The sequence below is a fragment of the Bacillus sp. UMB0728 genome, assembly GCF_002858875.1.
Lineage (GTDB): Bacteria > Bacillota > Bacilli > Bacillales > Cytobacillaceae > Bacillus_AB > Bacillus_AB infantis.
In genome coordinates this window covers 458,325-481,000 of record NZ_PKLA01000003.1, presented here as the reverse complement: position 1 = coordinate 481,000, position 22,676 = coordinate 458,325, and the positions used below count along the sequence as shown (strand labels likewise).

Annotated in this window: 23 protein-coding genes; 17 read left to right on the top strand and 6 right to left on the bottom strand. The window is 49.0% G+C overall.

What is annotated here, in order from left to right:
* The first annotated feature begins 72 nt into the window (after positions 1-72).
* The 4 genes from CYJ37_RS13470 to CYJ37_RS13455 all read left to right on the top strand — a co-directional run bounded on the left by CYJ37_RS13470 (position 73) and on the right by CYJ37_RS13455 (position 3,168).
* Positions 73-732, top strand: a complete 660-nt coding sequence (locus tag CYJ37_RS13470; RefSeq protein ID WP_101550589.1) for an amino acid ABC transporter permease — start codon at positions 73-75, stop codon at positions 730-732.
* Positions 725-1,447 carry an amino acid ABC transporter ATP-binding protein gene (locus CYJ37_RS13465; RefSeq protein ID WP_009794988.1) on the top strand — a complete coding sequence of 241 codons (723 nt, stop codon included), beginning with the start codon at positions 725-727 and terminating at the stop codon, positions 1,445-1,447. Before CYJ37_RS13470 ends, CYJ37_RS13465 begins: the two co-directional genes overlap by 8 nt.
* A gap of 156 nt (positions 1,448-1,603) precedes the next feature.
* Positions 1,604-2,572 carry an aromatic acid exporter family protein gene (locus tag CYJ37_RS13460; RefSeq protein WP_009794990.1) on the top strand — a complete coding sequence of 323 codons (969 nt, stop codon included), beginning with the start codon at positions 1,604-1,606 and terminating at the stop codon, positions 2,570-2,572.
* Between the two features lie 53 nt (positions 2,573-2,625).
* Complete coding sequence (locus CYJ37_RS13455) at positions 2,626-3,168, top strand: L,D-transpeptidase (RefSeq protein ID WP_009794991.1); 543 nt, start codon at positions 2,626-2,628, stop codon at positions 3,166-3,168.
* Between the two features lie 360 nt (positions 3,169-3,528).
* On the opposite strand, the gene prli42 is transcribed toward CYJ37_RS13455, so the two are convergent.
* On the bottom strand, positions 3,529-3,624 hold the full coding sequence (gene prli42, locus CYJ37_RS27290) for a stressosome-associated protein Prli42 (RefSeq protein WP_022544171.1): 96 nt from the start codon (positions 3,622-3,624) through the stop codon (positions 3,529-3,531).
* A 144-nt stretch (positions 3,625-3,768) separates the two neighbouring features.
* Between prli42 and mce the strand changes: the two genes are divergently transcribed.
* The 6 genes from mce to gndA all read left to right on the top strand — a co-directional run bounded on the left by mce (position 3,769) and on the right by gndA (position 10,713).
* Positions 3,769-4,185 (top strand): methylmalonyl-CoA epimerase, encoded by a 417-nt coding sequence (gene mce, locus CYJ37_RS13450; protein WP_022544170.1) that lies wholly within the window; start codon positions 3,769-3,771, stop codon positions 4,183-4,185.
* On the top strand, positions 4,182-5,732 hold the full coding sequence (locus tag CYJ37_RS13445) for an acyl-CoA carboxylase subunit beta (RefSeq protein WP_009794711.1): 1,551 nt from the start codon (positions 4,182-4,184) through the stop codon (positions 5,730-5,732). Before mce ends, CYJ37_RS13445 begins: the two co-directional genes overlap by 4 nt.
* Before the next feature lie 148 nt (positions 5,733-5,880).
* Entirely contained in the window at positions 5,881-7,005 is a 1,125-nt protein-coding gene (locus tag CYJ37_RS13440) for a M20/M25/M40 family metallo-hydrolase (RefSeq protein WP_009794712.1), read from the top strand.
* Positions 7,006-7,160: 155 nt separating this feature from the next.
* Positions 7,161-7,640, top strand: a complete 480-nt coding sequence (locus CYJ37_RS13435; protein WP_035403057.1) for a chemotaxis protein CheW — start codon at positions 7,161-7,163, stop codon at positions 7,638-7,640.
* 205 nt (positions 7,641-7,845) lie between these two features.
* On the top strand, positions 7,846-9,144 hold the full coding sequence (locus CYJ37_RS13430; RefSeq protein ID WP_101550246.1) for a DNA polymerase IV: 1,299 nt from the start codon (positions 7,846-7,848) through the stop codon (positions 9,142-9,144).
* Between the two features lie 162 nt (positions 9,145-9,306).
* Entirely contained in the window at positions 9,307-10,713 is a 1,407-nt protein-coding gene (gene gndA, locus CYJ37_RS13425; RefSeq protein ID WP_101550244.1) for an NADP-dependent phosphogluconate dehydrogenase, read from the top strand.
* 82 nt (positions 10,714-10,795) lie between these two features.
* Here the strand turns inward: gndA and zwf are convergent, their stop codons facing one another.
* Positions 10,796-12,298 (bottom strand): glucose-6-phosphate dehydrogenase, encoded by a 1,503-nt coding sequence (gene zwf, locus CYJ37_RS13420; protein WP_041825238.1) that lies wholly within the window; start codon positions 12,296-12,298, stop codon positions 10,796-10,798.
* A gap of 427 nt (positions 12,299-12,725) precedes the next feature.
* On the opposite strand from zwf, the gene rnz reads away from it, so the two are divergent.
* Both rnz and CYJ37_RS13410 read left to right on the top strand, forming a co-directional pair.
* Complete coding sequence (gene rnz, locus CYJ37_RS13415; RefSeq protein ID WP_101550242.1) at positions 12,726-13,652, top strand: ribonuclease Z; 927 nt, start codon at positions 12,726-12,728, stop codon at positions 13,650-13,652.
* A 12-nt stretch (positions 13,653-13,664) separates the two neighbouring features.
* Positions 13,665-14,210 (top strand): histidine phosphatase family protein, encoded by a 546-nt coding sequence (locus CYJ37_RS13410; protein ID WP_101550240.1) that lies wholly within the window; start codon positions 13,665-13,667, stop codon positions 14,208-14,210.
* Positions 14,211-14,595: 385 nt separating this feature from the next.
* On the opposite strand, the gene namA is transcribed toward CYJ37_RS13410, so the two are convergent.
* From namA to proC, 3 genes are all read right to left on the bottom strand, one after another.
* On the bottom strand, positions 14,596-15,612 hold the full coding sequence (namA, locus tag CYJ37_RS13405; RefSeq protein ID WP_009794721.1) for an NADPH dehydrogenase NamA: 1,017 nt from the start codon (positions 15,610-15,612) through the stop codon (positions 14,596-14,598).
* An 83-nt stretch (positions 15,613-15,695) separates the two neighbouring features.
* Entirely contained in the window at positions 15,696-16,838 is a 1,143-nt protein-coding gene (locus tag CYJ37_RS13400) for a glycosyltransferase (protein ID WP_022544169.1), read from the bottom strand.
* 55 nt (positions 16,839-16,893) lie between these two features.
* The gene (proC, locus tag CYJ37_RS13395) at positions 16,894-17,739 is read right to left on the bottom strand and encodes a pyrroline-5-carboxylate reductase (RefSeq protein WP_009794723.1); all 846 of its coding nucleotides are present in this window, start codon (positions 17,737-17,739) and stop codon (positions 16,894-16,896) included.
* Positions 17,740-18,321: 582 nt separating this feature from the next.
* Here proC and CYJ37_RS13390 point away from each other — a divergent pair.
* The gene (locus CYJ37_RS13390; protein WP_009794726.1) at positions 18,322-19,287 is read left to right on the top strand and encodes an MBL fold metallo-hydrolase; all 966 of its coding nucleotides are present in this window, start codon (positions 18,322-18,324) and stop codon (positions 19,285-19,287) included.
* A gap of 12 nt (positions 19,288-19,299) precedes the next feature.
* On the top strand, positions 19,300-20,094 hold the full coding sequence (locus CYJ37_RS13385) for an SDR family NAD(P)-dependent oxidoreductase (protein ID WP_035403059.1): 795 nt from the start codon (positions 19,300-19,302) through the stop codon (positions 20,092-20,094).
* A 256-nt stretch (positions 20,095-20,350) separates the two neighbouring features.
* Here CYJ37_RS13385 and CYJ37_RS13380 read toward each other — a convergent pair whose 3' ends face one another.
* Entirely contained in the window at positions 20,351-20,557 is a 207-nt protein-coding gene (locus tag CYJ37_RS13380; protein ID WP_009794728.1) for a YqzH family protein, read from the bottom strand.
* 270 nt (positions 20,558-20,827) lie between these two features.
* Here CYJ37_RS13380 and CYJ37_RS13375 point away from each other — a divergent pair, with 270 nt between their 5' ends.
* From CYJ37_RS13375 to CYJ37_RS27285, 3 genes are all read left to right on the top strand, one after another.
* Complete coding sequence (locus CYJ37_RS13375; RefSeq protein ID WP_009794730.1) at positions 20,828-22,087, top strand: Y-family DNA polymerase; 1,260 nt, start codon at positions 20,828-20,830, stop codon at positions 22,085-22,087.
* 12 nt (positions 22,088-22,099) lie between these two features.
* Positions 22,100-22,435 (top strand): YolD-like family protein, encoded by a 336-nt coding sequence (locus CYJ37_RS13370; protein ID WP_009794731.1) that lies wholly within the window; start codon positions 22,100-22,102, stop codon positions 22,433-22,435.
* A 61-nt stretch (positions 22,436-22,496) separates the two neighbouring features.
* Entirely contained in the window at positions 22,497-22,649 is a 153-nt protein-coding gene (locus CYJ37_RS27285; protein ID WP_009794732.1) for a hypothetical protein, read from the top strand.
* Positions 22,650-22,676 lie beyond the last annotated feature (27 nt).

The window sequence follows — 22,676 nt, the reverse complement described above, 5'->3', positions numbered from 1 at the left end:
GAATGGACAAGCTGCCGAAGATAAGCAGGCTGCCATTGAATGCGCCTCAGAAAGAGAGGAATGAGACAGGTTATGAATTTGGATTTTGCTCAGTTTATCCCATCAATGCCATATATATTAAAAGGGATTGGCGTCACCCTGCAAATTGTGCTGCTTGCCGGCCTTCTTGGCTTTGCACTCGGAATTATTCTTGCATTATTTAAGATAAGCTCTTTAAAGTATCTTGGCTGGCTGGCGGATGCGTATACTTCCATCTTTAGAGGAACGCCGCTGGTGCTTCAATTGATGCTCATTTATTATGGTTCTCCCCAGATCTTCGGCTTCCAGATAGAGCCGTATGCAGCGGCAGTGCTGTCTTTCGGGCTCAATTCCGCAGCCTATATATCTGAGGTGATCAGAGCCGGGATACTGGCGGTGGACAAAGGGCAGCGGGAAGCTTCAATGGCCCTTGGGATTCCTTATAAAAGGATGATGTGGGATATCATCCTCCCGCAAGCACTGAAAAACATCCTTCCAGCCCTCATGAATGAATTTATCACACTTACGAAGGAATCAGCGATCGTTACAACAATAGGAGTCATGGATATTATGCGCCGTTCCTATCAGGTGGGCGCCGAGAAATATTCCTTCTTTGAGCCTCTTCTGATTGCGGGCCTGATTTATTATGTAATGGTCATCACATTGACGATCATCGGCAAAGCGGTTGAAAGGAGGATGAGGCGAAGTGATTAAGGTAGAGAATCTGCACAAAAATTTCGGCAGCCTGGAGGTGCTGAAAGGGATCAGCACAACGGTCCAGGACGGTGAAGTGGTGGCGGTCATCGGCCCTTCCGGCTCCGGGAAATCAACATTTCTGCGGTGCCTGAATCTGCTTGAGCAGCCAACGGATGGCAGGATATTCATCGGCAAAGAGGAAGTAACCGGCCGGAAAACGGATATTATGAAGGTGAGGCAGGAAGTAGGCATGGTTTTTCAGCACTTCCACCTGTTCCCGCATATGACAGCGCTGGAGAATCTCACATATGCCCCGATGAAAGTAAAAGGAGTTTCCAAGCAGGAAGCTGAAAAAATCGGCACCGGGCTTTTGCAGAAGGTTGGCCTTTCAGAGAAGGCGAATGAATACCCGAACCGCCTGTCAGGGGGACAAAAGCAGAGGGTGGCCATTGCCAGGGCTTTGGCTATGCAGCCGGACATGATGCTGTTTGACGAGCCGACATCTGCCCTGGATCCCGAAATGGTCAAGGAAGTGCTGGACGTCATGAAGTCCCTTGCCCACAGCGGTATGACCATGGTGATCGTGACCCATGAAATGGGCTTTGCCAAGGAAGTGGCAGACCGGGTCCTCTTTCTGGATGGAGGGGTTCTTGTAGAGGATTCTCCTCCGGAAGAATTTTTCTCGAGTCCTAAAAGTCCAAGGGCAAGAGACTTCTTGCAAAAAGTGCTTTAAAACGTATAATTAGGAAGAAGATGGTCCCAGATCATCTTCTTTTTCAATTGGCCGGCTTTTCCCACGGCATATCGGGGAGGCTTTACATAAGTTTATTTACAGCCTTCAGGGGTATTCATTTCCGCTGAATGGCTGCTATGTATAGGAGTGCATGATATGAAATTCAGAATAGGATACCGAACGATTAAAACTGCTGCCGGGACAGCTGTTTCCATTATCATTGCACAAATGCTTGGGCTTAATAACTTTGTATCTGCAGGCATATTGACGATTTTATGCATCCAAGTGACAAAAAAAAGGTCGCTTACAGCTTCCTGGGCCAGATTCCTGGCCTGTCTGCTTTCTATGGTCTTTTCCACCGTATTCTTTGAAGGCATTGCATATCATCCGGCTGTGATCGGGCTGCTGCTGTTATTCTTCATCCCCACGGCTGTGATGCTGAAGGCAAGTGAAGGGGTGGTGTCCAGCAGTGTAATCACCCTGCATATTTATTCTGCGGGCGAGGTTACTGGCAGCCTGCTTTTGAATGAACTTGGAATCATAACTGTCGGGATAGGAGTGGCACTGCTGGCGAATCTGTATATGCCAAGCCTTGACAGAAAGCTTGAAAAATATCAGCTTCAGATTGAAGATAACTTCAAAAGGATATTTGATGAAATCATCACCTATCTCCGAACCAATGAAAGTGACTGGGACGGCAGGGAGATCACCGGTACAGAGAGGCTGATCTCGGAAGCCAAGACCCTTGCCTTCAGGGATGTTGAAAATCACTTCCTGCGCAATGAAAACTCCTACTACCATTATTTTAAAATGAGGGAAAAGCAATTTGAAATCATTGAAAGGGTGCTGCCGACCGTTACATCGATCGGTCTTACTGTGGAGCAGGGAGAGATTGTCGCTGATTTCATCGAAGAGCTGTCAAACAATATTCATCCCGGCAATACAGCGATTGTGTATCTGGAAAAGCTGCTGCGGATGAAGCTTTCTTTCGAAGAGAGTGACCTCCCACGAACAAGGGAGGAGTTTGAAGCGCGTGCGGCCCTCCTGCATTTTGTTAAAGAAATGGAACAATATTTGGTCATTAAAAGCTCTTTTAAAGGATTGAAAAAAGAGAAAAGCGCATAATCGGGGGCATGCAGGCAGAAGCTATTCAAAAATGATACAGGCTGGTGAAATGGATGCTTAAAATGCTTTCGATCCTTGCGCTTTCTTTTTCATTTTCTCCTATCTGGCCGATCGGGCCCAATCCGCTGCCTGGAGACCCTTTCGTCATCATCAATAAACAGACAAATGAGCTTGCGCTTGTTGACGAAAACAGGGTCCAGACGGTCATAAGCGCTGCCACCGGGAAGACGGCTGATTTGACGCCGGAGGGGCTTTTTACTGTCACAGTCAAGGCGAAGGAGCCTTATTACAGAAGAAAAAACATTCCTGGCGGTTCTCCGGAAAATCCTCTCGGAACGAGATGGATCGGCTTTGATGCTGAGGAGACGGACGGGCGGATATATGGGATACACGGGACAAATGAGCCCGGATCCATCGGCAAATATGTCTCCTCCGGCTGTGTCCGCATGCAGAATGAAGCAATCGAGTCCCTTTTCGAACTCATCCCCATCGGGACCAAAGTGCTGGTTGTATCAACCGGCCAAAGCTTTGAAGAGCTGGGTAAAGAGTACGGTGCTATCAGTGAACTAAATACAGTGTGGCCTTATAAGCAGTAAAATACTTAAAATAAGAGCAGCAGGCAAATCTCCAAATAAAAAAGATCGTGCTTAAAAGCGGGCCCAATAGAAACCTTTCTGATCCGCTTCCTAAGACGGCCTTTTTGAATTCGTTGTTGTATTAAAGGATCAGATGCCCTTAAATAGGCCACATAATGCCATAAAAATTTGTAAATCTGTCGATTGGAGTGGAAGGCACGTAGACTCCTGCGTGATTGCAGCGCCGCCCCGCGGAAAGCGAAGTGCCTGGAACGGAAATCAACATTCTCATTACCAAAAGAAATCATGGTAAAGCTCAAATTTCATTGAATCTATCTATAGTTAGAAAGGACCGCCATAAGGCGATCCTTTTTTTCGTTTCTATAAAAACATGGCTGCTCCAACAGCAAGGGTGGATGCGAGCATGGCAAAAATCATTAAATATACGATGATCTTGCGGAATTTTTTATTAGACAAGCAGGAGCCCCTCCTTCTGACATTCTAATCTATTATTACTCTATTCTACTAAGAAAATTCAAAATGAACAACCGCTCAATATTTGAAGGAATTTCGACATTTTTATCGAATATTAAGAGTATTATGCAAGCGGGGGGTTCATAAATGATTAACAAAGTGGATCATATTGGGATCGCTGTCAGCTCGCTTGACAGTGCTCTTCCATTTTATACAGATGTGCTCGGCCTCGAGCTGCTTGGTGTGGAAGATGTCGAATCTGAGCGGGTCAGGGTGGCATTCCTTCTTGCAGGAAATGCAAAGCTTGAGCTGCTCGAACCGCTGGGAGAAGGCAGCCCAATAGCAAAATTCATCGAAAAGCGGGGAGAAGGCATCCACCATATTGCACTGGGTGTGGACTCTATCAATGAAAGAATAGCAGAGATAAAAGAAAAAGGCATCAGAATGATTAATGATGAAGCAAAGAAAGGCGCAGGCGGTGCGAAGGTGGCGTTTATCCATCCAAAGTCATCCGGGAGCGTACTCTATGAATTCTGCGAGAAGAAAGGACTGGAAGAAGCATGACGGACATCTATGAAAAAATCAATGAGCTGTACGACCGGCGCCGGGAGGTGGAACTGGGCGGAGGCGACGAGAGGATAGAGAAGCAGCATGAGAAAGGGAAGCTTACTGCAAGGGAGAGGATCGGCTTGCTGCTGGATGAAGGGACCTTTGTGGAACTGAATCCCTTTATTGAGCACAGATCGACAGACTTTGGCCTTGACAGGGCAAAGGGGCCGGGAGACGGGGTTGTTACAGGTTATGGAAAGGTAAACGGCCGGCCTGTCTACTTATTTTCCCAGGACTTCACCGTATTTGGCGGCGCACTTGGCGAGATGCACGCAAAGAAAATCGCAAATGTTATGGATCTTGCTGCCAAAAACGGCGCTCCCTTCATCGGGCTGAACGATTCAGGAGGGGCAAGGATCCAGGAAGGGGTTGTGTCGCTTGACGGCTATGGCCACATTTTCTACCGCAACAGCATCTATTCCGGCGTGATTCCGCAGCTTTCTGTCATTATGGGCCCGTGTGCAGGCGGGGCCGTTTATTCGCCAGCTATAACAGACTTTGTCTTTATGGTCGAAAAAACGAGCCAAATGTTCATTACCGGCCCGAAAGTGATTGAGACCGTCACAGGCGAAAAGATTTCTTCAGAAGACCTTGGCGGCGCAGAGGTACATAATTCAATAAGCGGCAATGCCCACTTCATGGGCGGAACAGAAGAGGAAGTCCTCCAGCAGGTAAGAAGGCTTCTCAGCTACCTTCCCCAGAACAGCGGGGAAAAGCCGCCGCGGCTTTCAGCAGATGAAGAGGACGATTACCGGCCTGATCTGACTGACTGCATCCCATTTGACAGCCTGAGGCCTTATGATGTCCGCAAAGTAGTGGAACAGATTGTGGATGAAGGATCGTTCATGGAGGTTCAGCAGGATTTTGCCAGGAATATTGTTGTCGGGCTGGCGAGGATCAAAGGCGAATCAGTCGGTCTTGTCTGCAATCAGCCCAAGGTAATGGCAGGCGGGCTTGATATTGATTCTTCCGATAAGGCTTCAAGATTTATCCGCTTCTGCGATTCCTTCAACATTCCGCTCATTACCTTTGAAGATGTAACCGGTTTCTTCCCGGGCATCAAGCAGGAGCACGGAGGGATCATCAGGCATGGGGCCAAGATCCTTTATGCCTATTCGGAGGCGACTGTTCCGAAGCTGACCGTGATCCTCCGGAAAGCCTATGGCGGCGCCTATGTTGCCCTCAACAGCAAATCCATCGGCGCTGACCTTGTGTTTGCCTGGCCCAATGCTGAAATTGCGGTCATGGGCCCTCAAGGAGCAGCCAATATCATTTTTGCGCGCGAAATCCAGGGCAGCAGCAACCCCGAAGCAGTCAGGGAACAGAAAATCGAAGAATACCGCGAAAAGTTCGCCAATCCTTATGTGGCTGCCAGCCGCGGCATGGTGGATGATGTCATTGATCCACGGGATACGAGAATTAAACTCATTCAGGCACTTGAGATGCTCCGGAATAAAAAGGAGTCGCGGCCGGCCAAAAAGCATGGGAATATCCCCTTATAAATGCTGTTGATTGGAAGGGAATACTCCCTTCCTTTTTTCTTATGGCACCAGTCTGCAGTCCTCTCCCCAGGCAGGCTCTCCGGTTGCTGTTGAATGATGTGAGCGGTATACTAGGTTAGTACGCATACATATTGGAGGTTTTAACATTATGATCAATCAGGAGCGTTTACTAAATGAATTCCTGGAGCTTGTCCAGGTGGATTCCGAAACAAAGCATGAAGCAGAAATCGCCAAAGTCCTGAAAAAGAAATTCACTGATCTTGGAGTCGATGTTTTTGAGGACGATACGACTGCTGAAACAGGCCATGGTGCCGGAAATCTGATTTGCACGCTTGAAGGCACAAAAGAGGGCGTTGATACTATTTATTTTACCTCGCATATGGATACTGTTGTTCCCGGGAAGGGCATCAAGCCATCAATTAAGGACGGCTATGTGGTGACTGACGGAACTACCATCCTTGGTGCAGACGATAAAGCAGGCCTTGCAGTTATGCTTGAGGTCGTCAGGGTTCTTAAAGAGCAGAATATAGAGCATGGTACCATCCAGTTCATCATCACAGCCGGCGAAGAATCAGGGCTGGTCGGAGCGAAGGCGCTTGACCGTTCCCTTGTAAAGGCCAAGTTTGGCTATGCGCTCGACAGCGACGGCAAGGTTGGGAATATTATTGTAGCAGCTCCGACACAGGCCAAGGTGAAAGCTGTCATCCAAGGCAAAACTGCTCATGCCGGTGTGGCACCTGAGAAAGGCGTTTCTGCCATCACCATCGCAGCAAAAGCAGTGGCCCGCATGCCGCTTGGACGCATTGATGAGGAAACGACTGCCAATATCGGCAGATTTGAAGGCGGTCAGCAGACAAATATCGTTTGCGACCGTGTCGACATCCTGGCAGAAGCCCGTTCCCTTATTGGCGAAAAGATGGAAGCGCAGGCAGCCAAGATGAAGGAAGCATTTGAAAGCGCAGCAGAAGAAATGGGCGGCAAAGCCGATGTTGAAATCCAGGTTATGTACCCAGGCTTCAAATATGGAGAAGGGGATCATGTGGTGGAAGTAGCAAAGAAAGCTGCAGCCAAAATCGGCCGCAGCAGTGAGCTTCTCCATAGCGGCGGAGGCAGTGACGCGAATGTGATTGCCGGCTTCGGCATCCCGACAGTCAACCTGGCTGTAGGCTATGAGGAAATCCATACAACCAATGAACGCATGCCGGTTGAAGAGCTGAACAAGCTTGGAGAAATGGTTGTAGCAATCATCAATGAAGTATCCGGCAACGAATAATGATCAGCGGGAGGGCCAGCGGCTCCTCCCGTTTTTTCTTCTTAACAGAAGGTACATTTTACATAGTTAATTCCCGGATCAGTAAAAAATATGGTATATTTGTAATAGATATGCATAGCCGCCAGGGACTTTTAGCGGACGGAGGGACAAAAGCAATGGATGAAAATAAAAAAATGATTGTGTTTCAGGTAGGCAAAGAGGAATATGCGATCCCGATTGAATATGTCATTTCAATCGAAAAGGCTGAGGATATCACACCGATACCTCATCTCCCTGCATATGTGAAGGGAATTTCAAAGGTAAGGGGAGAATTGATTCCTGTCATTGATTTTGAGCATATTCTCTATGACCGCAGCCAGGCAGATTCTGATGCAGCCAGAATGATTGTGCTGCAGACAGAAGAGCTTTCCCTTGGGGCTTCGGTAGCAGAGGCTAAGGAAATTATTGATATGCCAAAGGAAGCTGTCAAAGAACTTGGACTTGCTGCTTATCAGAAAACCACCTACTTCAGCGGAGTTGCAGCCTTAGGAAGCCGGCTTATCACAATCATCGATCCTCTCAGGCTCGTACAAGCGCTTGAAGGCATCCGCGAAATCAAAGAGTTTATGAAAGATAGGAAAGAAGAGGCTGTCTAACTTTTTTATCAAAGTAAGTATATATCTTTTGCGACTTTGATTACTGTCTAGCAGCTGCGCCTGATGTCCCCTCGTTCCTTAAGGATGGCCAGGGCGCTTGCGCATTTTAGAAGGGCCTGCTGCTGCAGGCTCTTTTGCTTTCTTAGCCTTGGATGCGGAATTTTGATAAAATATAGCTATCATTAAGTCAGGGAAGTGCAGAGGCATGAGAGAATTATATCCAAAGAACGGGCGGGTCATTTTGCACGTTGATATGAACAGCTTCTACGCTTCAGTCGAAATGGCCTATAATCCTGAGCTGAAAGGGAAGCCGCTGGCGATTGCCGGAAATGCAGAAGAGCGAAGGGGAATAATCGTCACATGCAGCTATGAAGCAAGAAAGTTCGGCGTCAGGACAACAATGCCCTTATGGGAGGCCAAAAAGCTGTGCCCGCAGCTGATCGTAATGACACCGAATTTTGAACGGTACCGCGCTGCCTCTATGGGAATGTTCAATATACTCGGCCAATATTCCGGGCTTGTTGAGCCTGTCTCCATCGACGAAGGGTATGTCGATATTACAGATAGCTATGAGTATGGAGCGCCGCTTGAAATTGCCGGGAGCATCCAGAAGCAGATACTTGATCAGCTTGATCTGCCCTGCAGCATAGGGGTGGCCCCCAATAAATTTCTTGCTAAAATGGCTTCAGATATGAAGAAACCGATGGGCATCACCGTGCTGCGGAAACGCGATATAGGAAATATCCTTTGGCCGATGCCTGTGGAGGAAATGCATGGAGTCGGCAAAAAGACAGCCGAGAAGCTTCGCACCCTCCAGATTGAGACGATTGGCAGCCTCGCCGAAGCTAATGACCTTCAGCTGAAAGGGTTGCTTGGCATCAACGGGCCGCGACTGAAAGAGAGGGCGAACGGGATCGACCGCAGGCCCGTAGACCCGGAGTCTGCAGCTGAATTTAAGAGTGTGGGCAATTCTACTACGCTCCCAAGGGATGTGTCCAATCAGCAGGAGCTCTTTAAGGTGCTTGATATGCTGTCGGAAAAGGTAGCTGTCCGCCTGAAAAAAAAGAAGGTATATGCGTCAGCCCTGGGCATTACCATCCGCTATAAAGACAGAAAGACAATTACAAGGAGCAGGAAGCTGGATAACCCTGTCAGCTTAAAGGAAGATCTGGCTGCTTTCAGCCGGAAGCTGTTCATTAGGCACTGGAATGGAGATCCCGTCCGCCTCCTCGGGGTTACAGCTCAGGAACTCGTGGAGCAGGACCAGGCTGTACGCCAGCTTGATTTATTTTCTTATGAAAAAGAGGCCAGGAAAGAGCCGCTTTTCAAAACCCTGGCCGATCTGCGGAGCAAATTCGGGGATAAGATCATCGACCTTGCCGGAGCGGCGGGCGATGGAGCTGACAATTCTGCAATCGGGACAGATACCAGCTTCAATAAAGATTTCCTTAACGGTGCGGGAAAACGCCAAATCCAGCATCCGGCTCAAAAAGATCATGAATAATGTTTATAAAAGGAATGGAACGTCAAACTAAGAAGGGAAAGCCCAAGTTTGATTAGTTGCATTCCTTTTGCCGTTTTGAGACATTATTATTGGCAGCAGCCTTTCGATGGCGTGGCTTGCCGGGTGTAGATACCAGCTTCAGAAGCAGAAAGGGAGAATGATATGACTAAACAGGAAATAGGAGTTATCGGCCTTGCCGTTATGGGAAAAAACCTTGCCTGGAACATTGAAAGCAGGGGGTATGCTGTTTCTGTCTACAATAGATCTTCTGAAAAAACGGAAGAAATGCTTAAAGAATCCGAAGGGAAGAATATTACCGGAACTTACTCGATTGAAGAGTTTGTCGATTCCCTTGAAAAGCCGCGGAAAATTATGCTGATGGTCAAAGCGGGCGGCCCAACGGACGCAACGATTGAGCAGCTTAAGCCTCATCTTGAAAAGGGCGATATCCTGATAGATGGCGGAAATACTTTTTTCGCTGATACACAGCGGAGGAATAAAGAGCTGAGCGAGCTTGGCATCCATTTTATCGGAACCGGGGTGTCCGGGGGAGAAGAGGGCGCACTGAAAGGGCCGTCCATCATGCCTGGCGGGCAAAAGGAAGCCTATGACCTTGTCGCACCAATCTTTAAGGATATTTCTGCAAAAGTGAATGGCGAGCCTTGTACAACGTACATAGGCCCGGATGGGGCAGGACATTATGTCAAAATGGTCCATAATGGGATCGAGTATGGAGACATGCAGCTGATCTCCGAATCTTATTTCCTTCTTAAAAATGTACTCGGCTTGTCGGCAGAAGAGCTGCACACCGTCTTTGCAGACTGGAATAAGGGCGAACTCGACAGCTATCTGATTGAAATTACAGCAGATATTTTTACTAAAAAGGATGAGGAAACAGGCAAGCCGCTCGTGGATGTGATCCTCGATACAGCCGGCCAAAAGGGCACAGGGAAATGGACAAGCCAAAGTGCCCTTGATTTAGGTGTCCCGCTTCCGATTATCACTGAGTCCGTCTTTGCACGCTTCCTTTCGGCCATGAAAGAGGAGCGCGTCCACGCGAGCAGGCTTTTGAAAGGACCTGAAGCGAAGAGCTTTGAAGGAGACAGGGAGGCATTCATTGAGTCTGTCCGCAAAGCTTTATATATGAGCAAAATCTGTTCCTATGCACAGGGGTTTGCCCAGATGCGGGCTGCATCGGATGAATACAGCTGGGATTTGAAATACGGGGATATCGCCATGATTTTCCGCGGAGGCTGCATCATCCGCGCCCAGTTCCTGCAGAAAATCAAAGAAGCTTATGACAGGGAACCGGGTCTTAAAAATCTTCTGCTTGATCCATATTTCAAGGAAATCGCCGAAAGCTACCAGGCAGCCCTGCGGGAAATCATCAGCTCTGCTGTACAGAACGGAATACCGGTTCCATGCTTCTCAGCCGCGCTTTCTTATTATGACAGCTACCGGACGGAAACCCTCCCGGCCAATCTGCTTCAGGCACAGCGCGATTATTTCGGGGCCCATACGTATCAGCGTACGGACAAAGAAGGCACGTTCCATACGAACTGGATTTAATACATGCATTCAAAAAGCCGCCAATCGAGGCGGCTTTTTGAATGATAAAAATCCCTCCGGGTAGCCGAAGGGATTTTTTGTATTAGCAATTATCAACGTCTAAGTCTGCCACAGGCCACCAGGAGAATCCTTCTTTTGCAAGCAGCTGATCTGCTTCTTCAGGTCCCATTGTCCCGGCTTCATAGTTAGGGAAGTTTTTCGCTTTATGGTTTTCCCATACTTCGGAAATTTTATCCACGAAGCTCCAGGATAATGCCACTTCGTCCCAGTGGGTAAAGTTTGTGGCATCGCCTCTCATGCAGTCATACAGCAGCTTCTCATAGGCTTCCGGCGTGTTTATGCCGCTGCCGCTTTTATTCGAGAAGTTCAGCTTGACTTGATTCGCTTCAAGCTGGTTTCCTGACTTTTTGGCATTAAGGTGAAGCGTGATCCCTTCATCAGGCTGGATGTGGATGATCAGCAGATTCGGATTGACTGTCTGCCCTGTTTCATAGTACAGGTTCATCGGAATATCCTTGAATTGGATGACAATCTTCGTTGACTTGACGGCCATCCTCTTTCCTGTCCTGATATAGATTGGGACGCCGGCCCAGCGGAAGTTGTCGATAGTCAATCTTCCGGCCACAAAAGTTTCGGTATTGGACTCGCTGTCAACCATTGGTTCTTCACGGTATCCCGGCACTTGTTCGCCGTCAAGCATGCCTTTGCCATACTGTCCCCGCACAAAGTGTTCGTGAACCATATCGCCCTCAAGCGGACGCATCGCACGCAGGACCTTTACTTTCTCTGAGCGGATCTCATCGGTCGTCAAACGGATCGGCGGCTCCATCGCAAGCAGTGCCACCATTTGCAGCATATGATTCTGAACCATATCTCTTAAGGCCCCGCTCTTTTCGTAATAGCGGCCGCGTTCTTCTACCCCAAGGACCTCGCTTGATGTCACCTGGATATTGGAAATATGGCGGTTGTTCCAGAGCGGCTCAAACAGTGCATTGGCAAAACGGATTACCTCAATATTCTGGACCATTTGTTTACCAAGGTAGTGATCAATACGGTAAATTTCATCTTCGGAAAAAGCATGCCTGATCTGGCTGTTCAGTTCTTTTGCAGACTCGAGGTCATGGCCGAACGGCTTTTCTATGACAAGGCGCTTGAATCCATTGGTTTCGGTCAGGCCATCCTGCTTCAAATGAACCGCAATGGTGCCGAAGAATTCCGGTGCCATGGCCAGATAGAAAATACGGTTGCCTTCGAGGCCATAGGTATTATCAAGATCTTCAGCCATTGACTTTAAAGCTAGATATGAGCTTGAATCTGTCACATCATGTGAGTGATAGTAAAAATGGGATGCAAACTCATCCAGCCTGGTGCTGTCCTTTATCGCAGACTGAACGGAATTTTTTACATTTTCCTGAAATTCCTCGTTGGAAAGCGGTCTTCTTGCAACTCCGACGACAGCAAAACGCTCTGAAAGATTTCCCTTTTCAAAAAGCCTGTAGAGGGAAGGGAACAGTTTACGATTGGCAAGGTCGCCGGTAGCTCCGAAAATCATGATTAATCCTGTTGGTTTTTCGTTCTGTTTCACGGTACATAAACCTCTCTTCAACAAAATTTCAATATATGTAAGTTCTTATGCTGTAGGCCTGCAGCGGGATTTATCTTTAAAAAAGCTCTTTTTATGCCGGCACGCTCACTGGATCGGGTCCAACCCGGATGAAGCCCCTGACACAAACAAAGGCTATAAAAAGTCTTCCATTAAAAGAACACCCATACAAGTATAAAATTTTATAGCTTATCCAATGAAATCGCAAATAATATGCGCCTTTCTCCTGCGAAAGCGCTGCCTTTGGCTGCTGCCTGATTAGTTTCCGCAATAGGGCGGGAAACTATCCGTTTTTTATGGGGATGAAGTCGGGGAGGACCTTTCTGCCGGCATTTATGATATAGTGTTGATTATAAAAACTCGATTTAACGGCAAGTGAACATATTTACCAGGTAAAGGGGGGGCATGGGTGGATTTATTATTTTTAGGAACGGGGGCAGGAATACCGGCAAAGCTTAGAAATGTTACCTCAATGGCATTGAAGCTTCTGGAAGAGCGGGGCACAGTCTGGCTGTTTGACTGCGGCGAGGCTACCCAGCATCAAATCCTGCATACATCACTGAAGCCCAGGAGGATCGAAAAAATTTTTATAACCCATATGCATGGCGACCACATATACGGCCTTCCCGGACTTCTCTCAAGCCGCTCCTTCCAGGGAGGCGAGACAGAGGTGGAGGTTTATGGGCCAAAGGGGCTGAAGGATTATATTGAAATCAGCCTTTCGGTGAGCGGGACCTGCTTAAAATATCCGCTGAAGATCATTGAGGCAATAGAGGGCGTTATTTTCGAAGATGAAGATTTTAAAGTGGAGGCAATGCTTCTTGACCATGGAATCCCTTCTCTTGGCTACAGGATCATGGAAAAAGACAAACCGGGCACTCTCCAGGCTGATAAGCTGAAGGAAGCGGGAGTCATGCCGGGTCCGATTTACAGGGATATCAAAAATGGGATTCCTGCTGTGCTGGCGGACGGCACTGTTTTGAATCCGGCAGATTTTCTCGGTCCGGATATTAAAGGGAGGGTCATCACGATCCTTGGTGATACAAGGATGTGCGCAACCGCCCTAGAACTTGCCAGAGATGCTGATCTGCTTGTCCATGAAGCGACCTTCCAGGCGGGCGAAGAAACCATGGCACGCGACTATTACCATTCTACAACCGTTCAGGCTGCGGAAATAGCCAAACAGGCTAACGCAAAGAAATTATGCCTCACACATATCAGTGCACGCTACGAAAGAGCAGACTGGGCAATGCTCACCAATGAAGCGCGCACAGTGTTTCCAGATGCCGATATAGCAGAGGATTTTAAGGAATTCCATATCCCGGTGAATAAGTAAGGGGGCGAAAGCTTGAAGACACTATATATCGTTCGCCATGCCAAAGCCGAAGGCCAGCCGTTTGAATCCCGGCTGACTGGAGAGGGAAGAAAGCAGGCGGTGAAGCTTGCCGGTTTTTTTGAGGATAAGCCTGTTGATTTTATCTATTCCAGCCCTTTCATCAGGGCCCTGGAGACGGTCAGGCCTCTTGCTGAGTCTAAAGGGCTTGATGTTTCTGCTGACCCGCGGCTAGGGGAAAGGATTTTGAGTTCTCTCTATTTTGATGACTGGCAGACTAAGCTTATGCAGAGCTTTGATGATTTCAGACTGCGCTTTGAAGACGGAGAAACCCAGGAAGAGGGGATGGCAAGGGCTGCATCCGTCTTAAAAGAAGCCCTCCAGCGCCCGGAGAAGCATATCGTGCTTGCCAGCCATGGAAATCTGAGCACGCTCCTGCTCAGATATTTCGACGAACAGAGCGGCTTTGATGTGCTGATGAAAATGTCCAATCCTGATGTTTTCAGGATTGCCATCAGTGGTGAGGGACATGTTCTGGAGCGGATTTGGAAGGAAGAATGAAAGAAGAGCGTGCAGCCTTATGTGGCTGCACGCTCTTTTTGTATCTCGAGGAGGGCAAGCGCCCTCCGCTTTTCTTATTGTCCAGCTCCATCGGCTAGAGCCTCGAGTCATAAGCCACTTTGGAACCGAAGGTAAAGAACACCTTCAATTCCAAAGCGTCTTATGCTTGAGGCCCACAGGATGTGGGTCATGCAGACGTTGCCACAGGACGTGGCGTTTTTAGTCTGCGTTCCTTAGTTGAACAGTCGCCTCCGCTTTTCTTATTGTCCAGCTCCGGGCGCTAGCCCCTCGAGTCATAAGCCAATCAGGCCAGAAGGTTAAAGAACAACCTTCCGTCCTGCTCGTCTTATGCTAGTCGGGGCTGGGCAAGCGCCCTCCGCTTTTCTTACCACCCTCTATCATATTGTTTCGGGGGTTCGATTTCGGTGCCGAGCTGTTTGGCTGCGGTTTTTGGGAAGTATGGATCGCGGAGCAGCTCACGTGCGATGAAGATAAGGTCTGCTCTGTCGTTTTGCAGGATCTCTTCAGCCTGCAGTCCGGATGTAATCAGGCCGACGGCGCCTGTCGGGATGTCTGCCTCATTCTTGATGGTTTCAGCGAATTTGACCTGGTAGCCTGGATAAGCGTGAATGCGGGCCGGCACCAGTGCTCCGGAGCTTACATCGATCAGGTCGATGCCCTGCTCTTTCATCCAGCGCCCGAACGTGACATAATCCTCAACATCAAGTCCGTTTTCGTTATAATCGCTCGCTGATACCCTTACAAAGAGAGGTCCGTCCCAAACAGACTGGATGCTGTCGATGACTTCCCTCAGGAAGCGGTAGCGGTTTTCTGCGATCCCGCCGTATTCATCCTCCCGCAGATTGGAAAGCGGGGATAGAAACTCATTGATCAGATAGCCGTGGGCAGCATGGATTTCTATAACCTCGAAGCCTGCTTTTTTAGCACGGACAGCGCCTTCCTTAAAGGCTTCGATCGTTTCTTTAATCTCTTCTTTTGTCATCTCTTTAGGCTTTTTCATTTTTTCATTGAAAGCCACGGCAGATGGAGCAATGATTTCGCCCTCAATAACCGCTTTTCTGCCTGCATGCGCAAGCTGGATGCCGGCACGGGTGCCATGCTCCTTCATCATGCCTGTCAGCTGCTGCAGCCCCTCGATATGATCATCGCTCCAGATCCCCAGATCCTGTGGTGAAATGCGGCCCTGCGCAGTTACAGCGGTCGCTTCCACAATGATCAGGCCAACCTGTCCAACAGCTCTGCTTGTATAATGGGTCAAATGCCAGTTTTCTACTTTTCCATCTTCATTATGGCTGGAATACATGCACATCGGCGCCATGACGATGCGGTTTTTTAGTGTGACGTCTTTCACTGTGTATGAAGAAAATAACTTTGTGTCCATAATTGCCTCCTTCTTATTTCGTGCAGCTAAACACTTTTAGTATAGCAGGGGGCAGAAGGGAAGGAAAAAGAAAGCGCTCGCGCTTATTTATTTTTTCGGCGCAGCTCCTTCAGGCTGTATTTTGTACCCCGCCAGACGATGCCTCCCCTCTTAAACGTCAAGAAACTTGCGCGCATGATGCTGTAGATGAAAAGAAGCGCCGTTAACGGAAAAACGAGAAAAAGGGCGGAGGAAAAGGGGGTCATGCGGTTTGAAATCATCGTATAAAGGCCCCCCAGCAGAATGATGTTTGCCGCACTTAGCCCCATGACAAGCCGATCCGGCGAAAAAACGGCAAAGAAGGGAACCACCTGGGAAATGAAAGTGCCGGCAATGGCCAAAAGCACCATGCTGATTCGGTAATGGAGGCCGGCGAATGTATTTTTCTCAAGGCCCCTGAATGCTTCTCCCAGGCTTGTATACCATTCGACTTCAAGCAGCTCCAGCGCTGCAGCGATTTTCTGCCTGTACCCGAGCCTCTTCATCAGCATACCGAGCATCAGGTCATCATCCGGCCTCATCCGGATGGATTCATGTGTGCCGGCATCTTCGTAAGCTTTTTTGGAAATAAGGTTGAATGCGCCGATCCCGATCCCCGTTTTTGATTGTGGCCGGTTGGCCTGCCAGGGGCGTTTATAATAGGAAAAACCGAAAAGGAAAAAGCCGATGAACGCTTTGAGCCAGAAGCTGTGTGCTTTCAAAGCCGGGGCAGCTGTAAGATGATCGAGGCCCTGGCGCCTGAAATAAGAAAGTGCCCTGCCGATGGCATCTTTCCGGAACATTACGTCGGCATCAGTAAAGAGGATTATATCTCCCTTTGCCATTCCTGCTCCTCTGCACAGGGCATGGTTTTTCCCGAGCCAGCCATCAGGCAGGTCATGGATATGAAGAACCCTGATTCTTGCATCTTCCTGGGCCAGCCTTTCCATGATCTCCCCCGTGCCATCCTCTGACCGGTCATTAACAAGGATCCATTCGAGGTGTGTGTAATTTTGTGAAAGCTGAGTGCGGATGCTCTCTTCGATCACGGCTGCTTCATTTCGTGCTGCTGTGACAATTGACAGAAGGGGGCCGGAAGCCAGCTCTTCTTCCTCTTCAAGCTGGTCAAGCCTCCGCAGTCCCAAAAAAGCATCAGCTATGGCGCATATCCAGATGATCATGCAGAGTGCCAGAAGAATGGCCAGCATTTTTTTCACTCCCTCCCTGTATTTGGCTCCATTTTAAGGAAAGGGGAGGAGATGTTCAACTTTGGCTATTCTTCTGCCGCAGCTCTTCCGTAATCGCTTTGCCAAGGCGTCCTGACTGCAGGGCCGCCTCTTTGATGCATAACATGAAAGCTTCCTGGACGCCATGGCTGTCGAGCACACGGATACCGGCCTCTGTTGTGCCTCCCGGGCTGGTGACATTCCTCCGCAGCTCTTCTGGCTCTTTATCAGATCGGGCTAGCATGGCCGCTGCGCCTGCCAGTGTCTGGATGATGAGCTCCTTTGCTACAGGCTGATCGAGGCCGGCCTCGGCTGCACTTTTCTCCATTGCTTCCGCCAAATAATAGATATAGGCAGGGCCGCTCCCCGACAGGCCTGTCACTGCGTCCAGCTGTTCCTCCTCCACAAACACCGCCGTCCCGACAGTCTCGAAAATTTCCCTGGCGAGTGCAGCCTGTTCCTGGGTGGCTTTAAGATTTGCCGCCAGGGCTGTGGCCGATTTGCAGACAGCTGCAGATGTATTAGGCATAGCCCTTATGATGGCAGGCTTGAGGCGGGAAAGTCTTTCAATGCTCTCCATCGGCACGCCTGCAAGGACAGAAATAATCAGCATACTTTCATTCAGATAAGGAACAAGGCGCTCCATCGCTTCTGCCGCATCCTTTGGCTTCATGGCCAGGATGACTGCTTCCGCTCCGGACATCACCTCCACCATGCTGTGGGTGGCGTGTACGCCATAAGTGCCTGCCATTCTTTCAAGCCGTTCCTCATTGCTTTTATTGGTCACATAAATACGCTCAGCTTTCACAAGCCCATTTTCTATCATTCCTGCAATCAGGGCTTCCGCCATGGATCCTGCCCCGATGACCGCCAGTTTTTTCATAGTGATCAAATCCTTTCTGTTTTTGGTCCGTTAAAAATAAAAAGCCCTCCGTCCGGTAAAGGACGAAAGGCTTTGCTTCCGTGGTACCACCTTCATTCACCAGGCCTGCCATTGTTCAGGTCTGATGCAGCTTAGCGCCCGTTAACGCCGGGACGGGACGTCAGGTTTTCCTGACAGCTCATAAGGTAGGTTCAATGTTCAAGCGGGCGGTGAAGCCTTTCAGCCGGCGGGCTTCACTCTCTTTCGCCATTTCCCATTTACTGGCCCTATTCAACGCTTCGTTCTTTATAAAAAAGATGTTTTTGTGATTATGCAAGAAAAGGAGCGGACCTGTCAATAGGCTTTCATCAGGATTTTTTTAACCACTCAAGAAAAGTTATGTGAAAATAATGACAATTCCTTTGAATAAAGTTAAACTTACAGTATATACTGTCTGCCAATTTTCCAAAGTATACATAGATTCTGTGTTTTTTTCCGGCAGCAGCCCTGTTTATTTTCCGCTGAAATGATGGTGCTGCTGGAGAAGCCAGTGTTTTTATATCCATTACTTTATTTAAATATAATTTCAAGGAGTTAAGAAAAATGGCTGAATGGAAGAATGATATCGCGAAGTTAGTCATCCCCACCCCTTTTCCGGTTGGAGATGTGAATGTTTACCTGATTAAAGGCGACAGGCTGACTTTGGTGGACGCCGGCCCCAAAACAGAAGAAGCATGGGAAGCACTGAACCATCAGCTGAAGGAGCTGAAGCTGAAGCCGCAGGATATTGAACAGGTGATCCTCACCCATCACCACCCCGATCATGCCGGCCTGCTTGATTATTTTTCCCCTGAACTCGAGGTTTACGGACATTCTGCAAATGAACGCTGGCTGAACAGGACAGAGGCCTTTTTTGATATGCATGACCGTTTTTACATGGGGCTTTTCCGCGAATTTGGCATTCCGGATGCTTATTTGCCGTTCATTGCCCTGATGAAGAAAACGCTTAGATTTTCCTGCAGCCGCTCTCTTACCGGCTCGATCTGCGAAGGCGATGAACCGCCAGGCCTGCCGGGCTGGAGTGTGGTGGAAACTCCGGGGCATGCACAAAGCCATATAGGCCTGTACCGCGAAAAGGATGGCACTTACATCGGGGGAGACCATCTGCTTGCCAGTATTTCTCCAAATCCTCTCCTCGAGCCTCCGCTTTCTGGAGAAACAGAACGTCCAAGGCCGATGCTTCAATATAATGAGTCACTGAAAAAGCTGCTGGAGATTCCTATCAGCCTTGTTTATTCGGGCCATGGACCTGAAGTGAGCGAAGTTCCCCCGCTGATTGAAAAGAGGCTCGGCCGCCAGCATGACCGGGCAATGCAGGTTAAAGGATGGCTTGAGGAAGGGCCGCTTACTGCCTTCCAAGTATGCCAGAGGCTGTTTCCGGCCGTTTATGAACGGGAATTCACCCTGACTCTCTCGGAGACAGTAGCCCAGCTTGACTATTTGGAGTCGTTAGGAGAAATTGTTATTAAGGAGGAAGACGGCGCCTTCTTTTATACAATTGCTGAATGAGGTGGTTTTTTGCTGTCAGGACGTCTTAGAGAAAAGAATATTGTCATCACCGGGGCATCAGGAGGCATCGGAGCGGAAATGGCTGCCCTTTGCGCGGAAAGAGGAGCGAGGCTGTGGCTTTTGGCGCGGAATCAGGAAAAGCTGGAGGAGATTGCCGGTGCACTTGGAACCCGCTATGGTGCTGAAGTAAATACAGACCGGCTGGATGTTTCGGATACAGATGCGGTCCAGGCCGTTTTCGCCCGGATCCTGGGTGAGTGGGGACATGTCGATGTGCTTGTGAACAATGCCGGCTTCGGGGTATTCCGGGAAGCGCATGAAGCGCCGATCGAGGAAATAAAAGGGATGTTCGATGTTAATGTCATCGGGCTGATGGCCGCAACGAGCATGGTCCTGCCTTCTATGAGAAGCAGGAATAGCGGGCACATCATTAACATCGCATCCCAGGCAGGAAAGATCGCTACGCCAAAATCGAGCGTATATTCTGCCACGAAGCACGCTGTTTTGGGCTATTCGAACAGCCTCCGGATGGAGCTTGCTGATCTCGGGGTGCATGTGACGACTGTCAACCCGGGCCCGATTGCCACTAATTTCTTTAATATTGCAGATGAAAAAGGGACCTATGTGAAAAATGTCCAGCGTTTTATGCTGCAGCCGCGCTATGTGGCAGAAAAAGTGGTGGACAGCATGCTGACGGGCCGGAGGGAAATCAATCTCCCGCGCTGGATGAATGCCGGAAGCACCATTTATGCCCTTTTCCCGCGCCTTTTTGAAAAGGCCGGCCGGCGGGCATTCAATAAAAAATGAGTGCGGTTTTTTTTGGAGGGAATTGTAATAGTGCCTCCAGTTTTGCAGAGTTGCTAATAAAACCGGAAAGTTGCTAATAAACGGGAAAATTTGCTAATAAACTGAAAAGCTTGCTAATAAAATAAAAAAGTTGCTAATAAAATAAAAAAGTTGCTAATAAACTGAAAAACTTGCTAATAAAGTCAAAAATCCGCCTTTCGCCAACAAACAGGGCCCTCCAGCAGAGGGTCCTGTTTGTTTTTCATTCTTGCTGTTCTTAAAAGTAAGGAGACCCGGTGACAAATCCATATACCGCATCTTCGACTATTTCGTGCAAATCCGCTTCTGCATCTTCATTTTTCTTCTCCTCAATACGCCTGTAAAGTTCTTCAAATTCCCTGCTGCCAGGCTTGATCAAGCTGCCGTCAAAGCCGTACTGGCCAAGGCAGCCGGCCGCCATTTTGTATATCAATTTTCTGTCCATCGAGATTCCTCCCTCCTGCCATTATAGCCAATCTTTCCCCCAATGGAAGCCCGGGCCGTCAGGCTGCGAAACAATGGAAAAACAGCTTATCTGCTGGCAGGCAAACCGGAATCAAGAAATTCGTCGTAAAATTTCCATTGAATGCGAACGCATATTCGCTTAATATAGTGGGTATAATGAATTAGAACAGATGTTCTTTTTGGATATCTGAATCTGTAAGCTAATTGGGCCTAAGAGGAATGCAGCCAAGCGCCAAGGGAGAGAAAAGAAATGATCGATTACAGCACGATGCCGAACAACCAAATTTTATGTGTGGATATGAAAAGCTTTTATGCAAGCTGTTCCGCTGTGATGGAGGGCCTCGACCCGCTTGAATGCTATCTTGCTGTAGTAGGTGATAAAAAACGGAAAGGAAGCATTGTCCTCGCCGCCTCCCCGCGGATGAAAAAAGAATTTGGCGTCAAGACCGGAACCCGCTATTTTGAAATCCCGAAAGATCCCCGCATTATCGTGGTAGAACCGAAAATGGCCACCTATCTGAGAATTTCCACCGAGATTACACGTGTATTCCACCGCTATGTCCCGAAGGAAAGCATCCATACTTACAGTGTGGATGAAAGCTTCATCAAAGTTGACGGAGCTGCAAAGCTTTGGGGAGGCGCTTATACCATTGCCGAGAAAATCAAGGATGATATTGAAAGGGAGTTCCAGCTGCCCTGTGCCATCGGCATCGGCCCTAATATGCTGCTCTCCAAGCTGTGCCTTGATCTTGAGGCGAAGCAGAAGGGGATTGCTGAATGGACATACGATGATGTCAAGGAGAAGCTCTGGAAGGTTTCGCCCCTGAGGGACATGTGGGGGATCGGAAGAAGGGTGGAGAAGACCCTGAACGGGATGGGCATTTTCACTGTAGGGCAGCTGGCCCGCTATGATCTGGAAGCATTGGAAAAGAAATTCGGCATCATGGGGAACCAGCTTTACCACCATGCCTGGGGCGTTGATCTTTCCGACATCGGCGCGCCGATCATGGAGGGGCAGATCAGTTTTGGGAAAAGCCAGATCCTGCTGCGCGATTATAAGGATGAAGGGGAAATCAAGCAGGTGATCCTTGAAATGTGCGAAGAGCTGGCAAGGAGGGCCAGAAACCACCGCAAGGCGGGAAGGACAGTCAGCTTTGGCGTGGGATACAGCCAGGATGAATTTGGAGGCGGCTTCTACCGGTCGCGCACCATCGATCAGCCGACCAATGTCACCATGGATATTTACCGGGTCTGCCTGGAACTTTTTCAGGAAAATTACTCTGGGAAGACGGTCAGGAAAATTTCAATGGCCCTTGGCAATATTGTGGATGACCATGAATTCCAGCTCAGCCTTTTTGACCTGAACAGCTGGAAAAGCAGGGAGCTCGGATACACCGTCGACAGCATCCGCCGCCGTTTCGGATCCGGTGCGCTGCTGCGGGCGATATCATATACTGCGGCAGGGACAGCCAAACATCGGGCTACACTGGTCGGGGGCCATAAAATGTAAGGAGGCAGAGATATGATCCGGGACAGGGGAAGGATAAAATGGACGTCGATGATGCTCCCAGAGCATGTAAAGCTGCTCCGGGACTGGGCGAAAGAGGACACCTATGAAAAGCCGAAAGAACTGGATGAGCAGCAGCTTGAACAGATGAATGAGACACTTGCTGAAGCGATGGAGTTCGGCCAGGCGGTTGCCATCACCCACTTCCGCACTCACCGTCATGAACTCGTAATCGGAAACATCCACTATTGGGATGAAATCGGCCAAAAGCTTCATGTCATAGACCATTTTGGCGAGGTCCACCGCATCCCGCTGAACACGGTTGCCGATGTCAGGGCCGCCGGGGAATAGCGGCAGGAAAAGAGAATGGATTTGCGCAGGGGGAGCACCTTAAAGGCAGGAGGTGTTTCTTATGCCAAGAGGCAAAGAGCTTGAGCAGCTGCCCATGTCCAATATTGCTCCGGGAGCAGGGGCGGATAAAGGAAGGTTTAACCGCCATTCGCTCAGCGGAATGGAGCGGAAAGACCAGCCCCGTCCGGAAGATGCCGGGAAAAGCCAGCCTTGATCCGGCAGAGCTGTCACCTGCCGGGTT

What these genes read in the sequence shown, in the direction of transcription:
- CYJ37_RS13375 (WP_009794730.1), top strand. Translation starts at nt 20,828, where the DNA reads ATGATCGATTACAGCACGATGCCGAACAACCAAATTTTATGTGTGGAT.
- CYJ37_RS13445 (WP_009794711.1), top strand. Translation starts at nt 4,182, where the DNA reads ATGACGGACATCTATGAAAAAATCAATGAGCTGTACGACCGGCGCCGG.
- CYJ37_RS27285 (WP_009794732.1), top strand. Translation starts at nt 22,497, where the DNA reads ATGCCAAGAGGCAAAGAGCTTGAGCAGCTGCCCATGTCCAATATTGCT.
- CYJ37_RS13440 (WP_009794712.1), top strand. Translation starts at nt 5,881, where the DNA reads ATGATCAATCAGGAGCGTTTACTAAATGAATTCCTGGAGCTTGTCCAG.
- CYJ37_RS13435 (WP_035403057.1), top strand. Translation starts at nt 7,161, where the DNA reads ATGGATGAAAATAAAAAAATGATTGTGTTTCAGGTAGGCAAAGAGGAA.
- CYJ37_RS13430 (WP_101550246.1), top strand. Translation starts at nt 7,846, where the DNA reads ATGAGAGAATTATATCCAAAGAACGGGCGGGTCATTTTGCACGTTGAT.
- gndA (WP_101550244.1), top strand. Translation starts at nt 9,307, where the DNA reads ATGACTAAACAGGAAATAGGAGTTATCGGCCTTGCCGTTATGGGAAAA.
- CYJ37_RS13370 (WP_009794731.1), top strand. Translation starts at nt 22,100, where the DNA reads ATGATCCGGGACAGGGGAAGGATAAAATGGACGTCGATGATGCTCCCA.
- CYJ37_RS13455 (WP_009794991.1), top strand. Translation starts at nt 2,626, where the DNA reads ATGCTTAAAATGCTTTCGATCCTTGCGCTTTCTTTTTCATTTTCTCCT.
- CYJ37_RS13400 (WP_022544169.1), bottom strand. Translation starts at nt 16,838, where the DNA reads ATGCTGGCCATTCTTCTGGCACTCTGCATGATCATCTGGATATGCGCC.
- namA (WP_009794721.1), bottom strand. Translation starts at nt 15,612, where the DNA reads ATGGACACAAAGTTATTTTCTTCATACACAGTGAAAGACGTCACACTA.
- CYJ37_RS13390 (WP_009794726.1), top strand. Translation starts at nt 18,322, where the DNA reads ATGGCTGAATGGAAGAATGATATCGCGAAGTTAGTCATCCCCACCCCT.
- CYJ37_RS13460 (WP_009794990.1), top strand. Translation starts at nt 1,604, where the DNA reads ATGAAATTCAGAATAGGATACCGAACGATTAAAACTGCTGCCGGGACA.
- CYJ37_RS13470 (WP_101550589.1), top strand. Translation starts at nt 73, where the DNA reads ATGAATTTGGATTTTGCTCAGTTTATCCCATCAATGCCATATATATTA.
- CYJ37_RS13380 (WP_009794728.1), bottom strand. Translation starts at nt 20,557, where the DNA reads ATGGACAGAAAATTGATATACAAAATGGCGGCCGGCTGCCTTGGCCAG.
- proC (WP_009794723.1), bottom strand. Translation starts at nt 17,739, where the DNA reads ATGAAAAAACTGGCGGTCATCGGGGCAGGATCCATGGCGGAAGCCCTG.
- mce (WP_022544170.1), top strand. Translation starts at nt 3,769, where the DNA reads ATGATTAACAAAGTGGATCATATTGGGATCGCTGTCAGCTCGCTTGAC.